Below are 4688 nucleotides of genomic sequence, written 5' to 3' on the forward strand. Positions count from 1 at the left end.
GCGTCGAGCGGCTTGGCGAAACGCGCGTCGGCGACCGTCGTCGACAGCCCGCGGCGGTTGAGGTCCTCCGCCGCCTTGAGACATTCGGACAGCCTAGCTCCGAAAGAGAGAAGCGCGACGCGCGAACCCTCGCGCACGATGCGCCCGCGCCCAATATCGAGCGGCCGTCCACACTCGGGAAGATCGACGCCCAGGCCCTCGCCTCGCGGGTATCGAAACGCGATCGGACCTTCGGCATAAGCCGCCGCGGTGGCCACCATATGAACGAGTTCGGCCTCGTCGGACGCCGCCATCAGCACCATGTCGGGCAGGCAGCCGAGAAACGCGATGTCAAAGGCGCCCGCGTGGGTGGGCCCATCGGCGCCGACGAGCCCGGCGCGGTCGATCGCGAACCGGACGGGGAGCCTTTGAAGAGCGACGTCGTGCACGATCTGATCGTAGGCGCGCTGAAGAAAGGTCGAGTAGATCGCGCAAAATGGCTTGAAGCCTTCCGCGGCCAGGCCGGCGGCGAACGTCACCGCGTGTTGTTCGGCGATCCCGACGTCGAAGGCGCGCTCAGGGAATTGGCTTGCGAAAATATCGACGCCGGTTCCCGCGGGCATGGCCGCGGTGACTGCGACAATCCGCTGGTCCCTGCGTGCTTCGTGGACGAGGCTCTCTCCGAAGACTTTCGTGTAGGTTGGCGCTGTCGCTTTGGGTTTGAACTGAGTCCCGCTCACGACGTCGAAAGCGTTGACCCCCGTGCAGTTTGTCTGGCGCCGCTTCCGCCGGGCGGTAGCCCTTTCCCTTGCGCGTGACGACATGGACCAGGATCGGTCCGAGCTCGGACGCCTTCACGTTTTCGAGGACCGGCAACAGGTGGTTGAAATTGTGTCCGTCGATCGGACCCACATAGTAGAAACCGAGCTGCTCGAACAGCGTGCCGCCCGCAAAGAACCCTCGCGTCAGCTCTTCCGCGCGCCGGGCGTGCTCGAAAATCGACCGGGGCATTTTGCGAGCGATCTGCTTCCCGCCTTCACGTAGGCCCCTGTACGTCTTGCCCGAGAGCAGCCGCGAAAGGTACGCCGAAAGAGCGCCAACCGGGGGCGCGATGGACATGTCGTTGTCGTTGAGCACCACGATCAGCCTTGAGTCCATCGCGCCGGCATTGTTCATGGCCTCGTAAGCCATCCCTGCGGACATGGCTCCGTCGCCGATCACAGCGACAACGTTATGCGGCTTGCCGGAAAGGTCTCTCGCGATCGCCATTCCCAAGGCCGCGGAGACGGATGTCGACGAGTGTCCGGCGCCGAACGGATCGTATTCGCTCTCGTCCCGCTTCGTGAACCCCGACAGGCCGCCTCCTTGGCGAAGCGTCCGAATGCGGGCGCGGCGGCCCGTTAGGATCTTGTGAGGATAGACTTGATGACCGACGTCCCAGATCAGGCGGTCGTGGGGCGTGTCGAAGACGTAGTGCAGCGCGACGGTCAGTTCGACCACGCCGAGCCCCGCTCCGAGGTGCCCTCCGGTGGTCGACACGGCGCTGATCGTCTCCTGGCGCAAATCGACGGCGAGGGTCTGCAGGACGGACTTCTTCAGGCGGCGCAGATCCTCGGGAAATGCGATCTGATCAAGAAGCGGAGTGCGACTGTCAGACACGGGAGCTCTCCGGAGCCAGCGCGGCGGAAGACGATTTGGCGCGTCCGAGAGCGCCGTCGACGCGAGGCGGCACGCGCCATCGCGCCCGTAGGTCGGCGACATGCGCCACGAGCGCGCCCAATAGGCACGCTGCGATGACGGTGAACGGCGCGTCCGTCATGGCTGCGCGCAGCGCAAGCAGGAGTCCGGCGCCCGCGGCGCAGTTGGCGATCGAGGATGCACAAGCTGGACCCCGGCCAAAGAACGCGCGCAGCGCGACGAGAAGCAGCGCCTCGAACGTGACCAGCGCAATGATCAAGTCGATCAGACGTTCGCTATCTAGATACGCGGCCATTGCTGCTCGACTTTCCTGCCGCCGACGCGACGCCAAACGAACGGGTCGCAAACGGCCGGTTCAGAACCACGACGCGCCAGTTGAGCCAGCCCGCAAAGGTGACCCAAACGAGATAGGGAAGGATGAGCCAGCCGGCGAGCGGCCTGATCCCGAACAGGACAAACACCAGCGCGACGATCGACAGCCAAAACGGCCCAAGCTCATAGAGGGCCCAGTCGGGCCGCCGAAGCTTGAAGAAGAGCGGACTCCAGAGGATGTTCAGGACGCCGTTGATGGCGAAGAGGACGGCGATAAGCGTCCGTCGCTCGGCATCGGCGGCGCCCCAGGCGACGACGCCGCTTGCGGCGATGAGCAGGAAAATGACTGTCCAGGCCGGACCAAAGAGCCAGTTCGGTGGCCTCAGGCGTGGGAAATTCATTCCCTCGTACCAGGGACCGATTTCCGTCATGAGGCCGCCTGCGACCGCGCAAACGGTCACCGACGCCAACGCGACCACGATTACGGGCCAGCGCTCGGCCAGGGCTCCGATCATGGCGGAACGAGCCTCAGGAGGTGGGCGAGGTCCTTAAAGAAGATCCTGACGTGGGCCAACGGGTCGCGGCGGGGCAGGGCTTTGTTCATGTAGGCGTCCCAGGTCAGGCGCTGCACGTCCTTGTCGCGGCAGATGCTCACGAAACGCTCACGCCGCCTGTCGTCGAGATACCAAACCCGCTGCATGATCCCTAAAATCCAGAACACCCGGCCGTGTTCCCTCATGAAGCGCTTCCGCGCGAGCCTGAGCGCGCGCGCGTCGCCCTTCACGATCGCAAGCTCCGCCGCGTCGGCTGCGAGGCGACCGCCGAGCATTGCGTAATAGATGCCTTCGCCGGACGCCGGCGCGACGACGCCCGCTGCGTCCCCGGCGAGCACCACGTCGCGGCCGTTGTCCCATCGGGGGAGGGGCTTCAGCGGAATGGGAGCGCCCTCGCGCCGGAGCGTGCCGACGCTTCCAAGGCCTGTCTCGGCCCGCAGCGCCCGAACCGACGACTTGAGCGAAAAGCCCTTGCGCGCGCTGCCCGAACCGACGCTCATCGTCGCGCCGTGCGGAAAGATCCAGGCGTAGAAGTCTGGCGAGAGGGACCCGCGGTAATGAATCTCGCAACGGCCATCCGGAGCGCCGGTCGCCTGGTCAACGGGCGCCTCGACAATCTCGTGATAGGCGAACACGAATTTTCCGCGTTTGGCCCCCAGGACCTCCCGCCGCGCGATCGCGGAATTCGCGCCGTCGGCGCCGATCACGACGCGGCCTTTGAGGGGATACGCCTCGACGGACGGCTCCTTCGGCGTGAAATGGACGGTCGGCAGGCCGTCTGCGCCTCGAGTGAGGAACTCGAAACGGCCGGTGAACCGCTGTGCGCCGGATTGCTCCGCGCGATCGCGCAGCCATTCGTCGAACTCTTCCCGGTCGACCATGCCGACGTATCCGCCTTCGATCGACATCTCGACGCTGACGCCCTTCGGCGACACCATCGTCGCCAAACTCACCCGCGCCTTGAGGAGGCTCGCCGGGATGCCAAAGTCGCGGATGAGGCGCGGTGGAATTGCGCCGCCGCAGGGCTTGATCCGGCCGCCTTTGTCGAGGAGCGCGACCTTGAGACCGCGTTCAGCCAGATCGGTGGCGGCCGTCGCGCCGGCGGGCCCGCCTCCGACCACAATCACGTCGAAGATCTGATCGCGGGTCATGGCGTCGGGCGCCTCCTACAATTGCACCGACAGCGACGGCGGAACCGCGGCTGTCGCACCTTCATACGCGGAATGCGGCGCGCTGGACCGCGCGAGCGCCGTGGCGACGAGGAAGAGCGCCGCCTCGAGCCCAAACACGAGCGCATAGGCGACGAGCGGCGTTGCGCCAAGACTCCGGGAGACGTCGACGAGAACAGTGGCCGTGACGCCGCCTGCCCCGTAGGCGATGGCTTGAGCTGCGCCCCAAAGCCCCATGCTGGTCCCTTCCCGCGAGGCGGTTCCCGCGCCGGCGAGGCCCATCATCGAGCCGATCGCCGCCACCGCATAGATTCCGTTCGACACGCCAAGCGCGAAAACCCCTGCGCGGAAGGCCTCGGGGCCGAGCCTGAACAGACCGATGGCGGCGATCGCGGCGAGCGAAGCGGCCGACGCGGCGCAGCCAGCCACTGTCCACAGCCGGAGGGAGCTCACAGTCTGACCGCCGATCGTGGACGCCGCGATCGCGACGCTGAGCATGCCCAAGAGGACGCCGCCGTGCTGCAACCCGGCAAGCTTGGTCGTCGACCCCGGGGTCATTCCGAAGACAAGGCCGGCGAACGGCTCGATTAGCAGTTCCTGCGCGCCATAGGCGAGCATCGAAACGAAAATAAAGATCGTGAAACGGCGCGCCTCCGGCTCCCGCCAGACTTCGGCGAGCGCGCGCGCGAAAGATGAAGATGAGCGGTGTGAGGCGGCGGTCATCGTCGCGGTGACCTTGTCTTCGACGCCCCAGACCGCAAGCACGGAAATTGCAAAAGCGGCTGCGGCCACGGCCGATGTCACCTCGATGAGGCGGGCGTTCGAGAAAGGGTCGAGGAAATGCCCGGCAAGCGGCGCTGAAATCGCAACGCCGAGGATCATCATCATCCAGACAACGGAAGCCGCCGCGGCGCGCCGGCGCGGCGCGCGAGGCAAGTAGCGCCAGCACCGACGTGCCGGCCGACCCTGCGCCCAT

General features: G+C 66.3%; 4 protein-coding genes and 1 pseudogene. All 5 read right to left on the reverse strand.

Features of this window, described 5'->3' with window-relative positions:
• A pseudogene (dxs, locus tag ACLP25_RS26855) lies at nt 1-1638 on the reverse strand (1-deoxy-D-xylulose-5-phosphate synthase); the annotation flags it as partial.
• Nucleotides 1631-1972 (reverse strand): hypothetical protein, encoded by a 342-nt coding sequence (locus ACLP25_RS26860; RefSeq protein WP_442472164.1) that lies wholly within the window; start codon nt 1970-1972, stop codon nt 1631-1633. The pseudogene dxs and the gene ACLP25_RS26860, both read right to left, overlap by 8 nt.
• Nucleotides 1953-2504, reverse strand: a complete 552-nt coding sequence (locus ACLP25_RS26865) for a TspO/MBR family protein (RefSeq protein ID WP_442472165.1) — start codon at nt 2502-2504, stop codon at nt 1953-1955. The genes ACLP25_RS26860 and ACLP25_RS26865 overlap by 20 nt, the downstream gene beginning before the upstream one ends.
• The gene (locus ACLP25_RS26870) at nt 2501-3694 is read right to left on the reverse strand and encodes a geranylgeranyl diphosphate reductase (RefSeq protein WP_442472166.1); all 1194 of its coding nucleotides are present in this window, start codon (nt 3692-3694) and stop codon (nt 2501-2503) included. Before ACLP25_RS26870 ends, ACLP25_RS26865 begins: the two co-directional genes overlap by 4 nt.
• 15 nt (nt 3695-3709) lie before the next feature.
• Nucleotides 3710-4688, reverse strand: a 979-nt coding sequence (locus ACLP25_RS26875; RefSeq protein ID WP_442472167.1) for a PucC family protein, incomplete at its 5' end; no start/stop codon positions are given.

The organism is Roseiarcus sp., assembly GCF_052145395.1.
Taxonomy (GTDB): Bacteria; Pseudomonadota; Alphaproteobacteria; order Rhizobiales; family Beijerinckiaceae; genus Roseiarcus.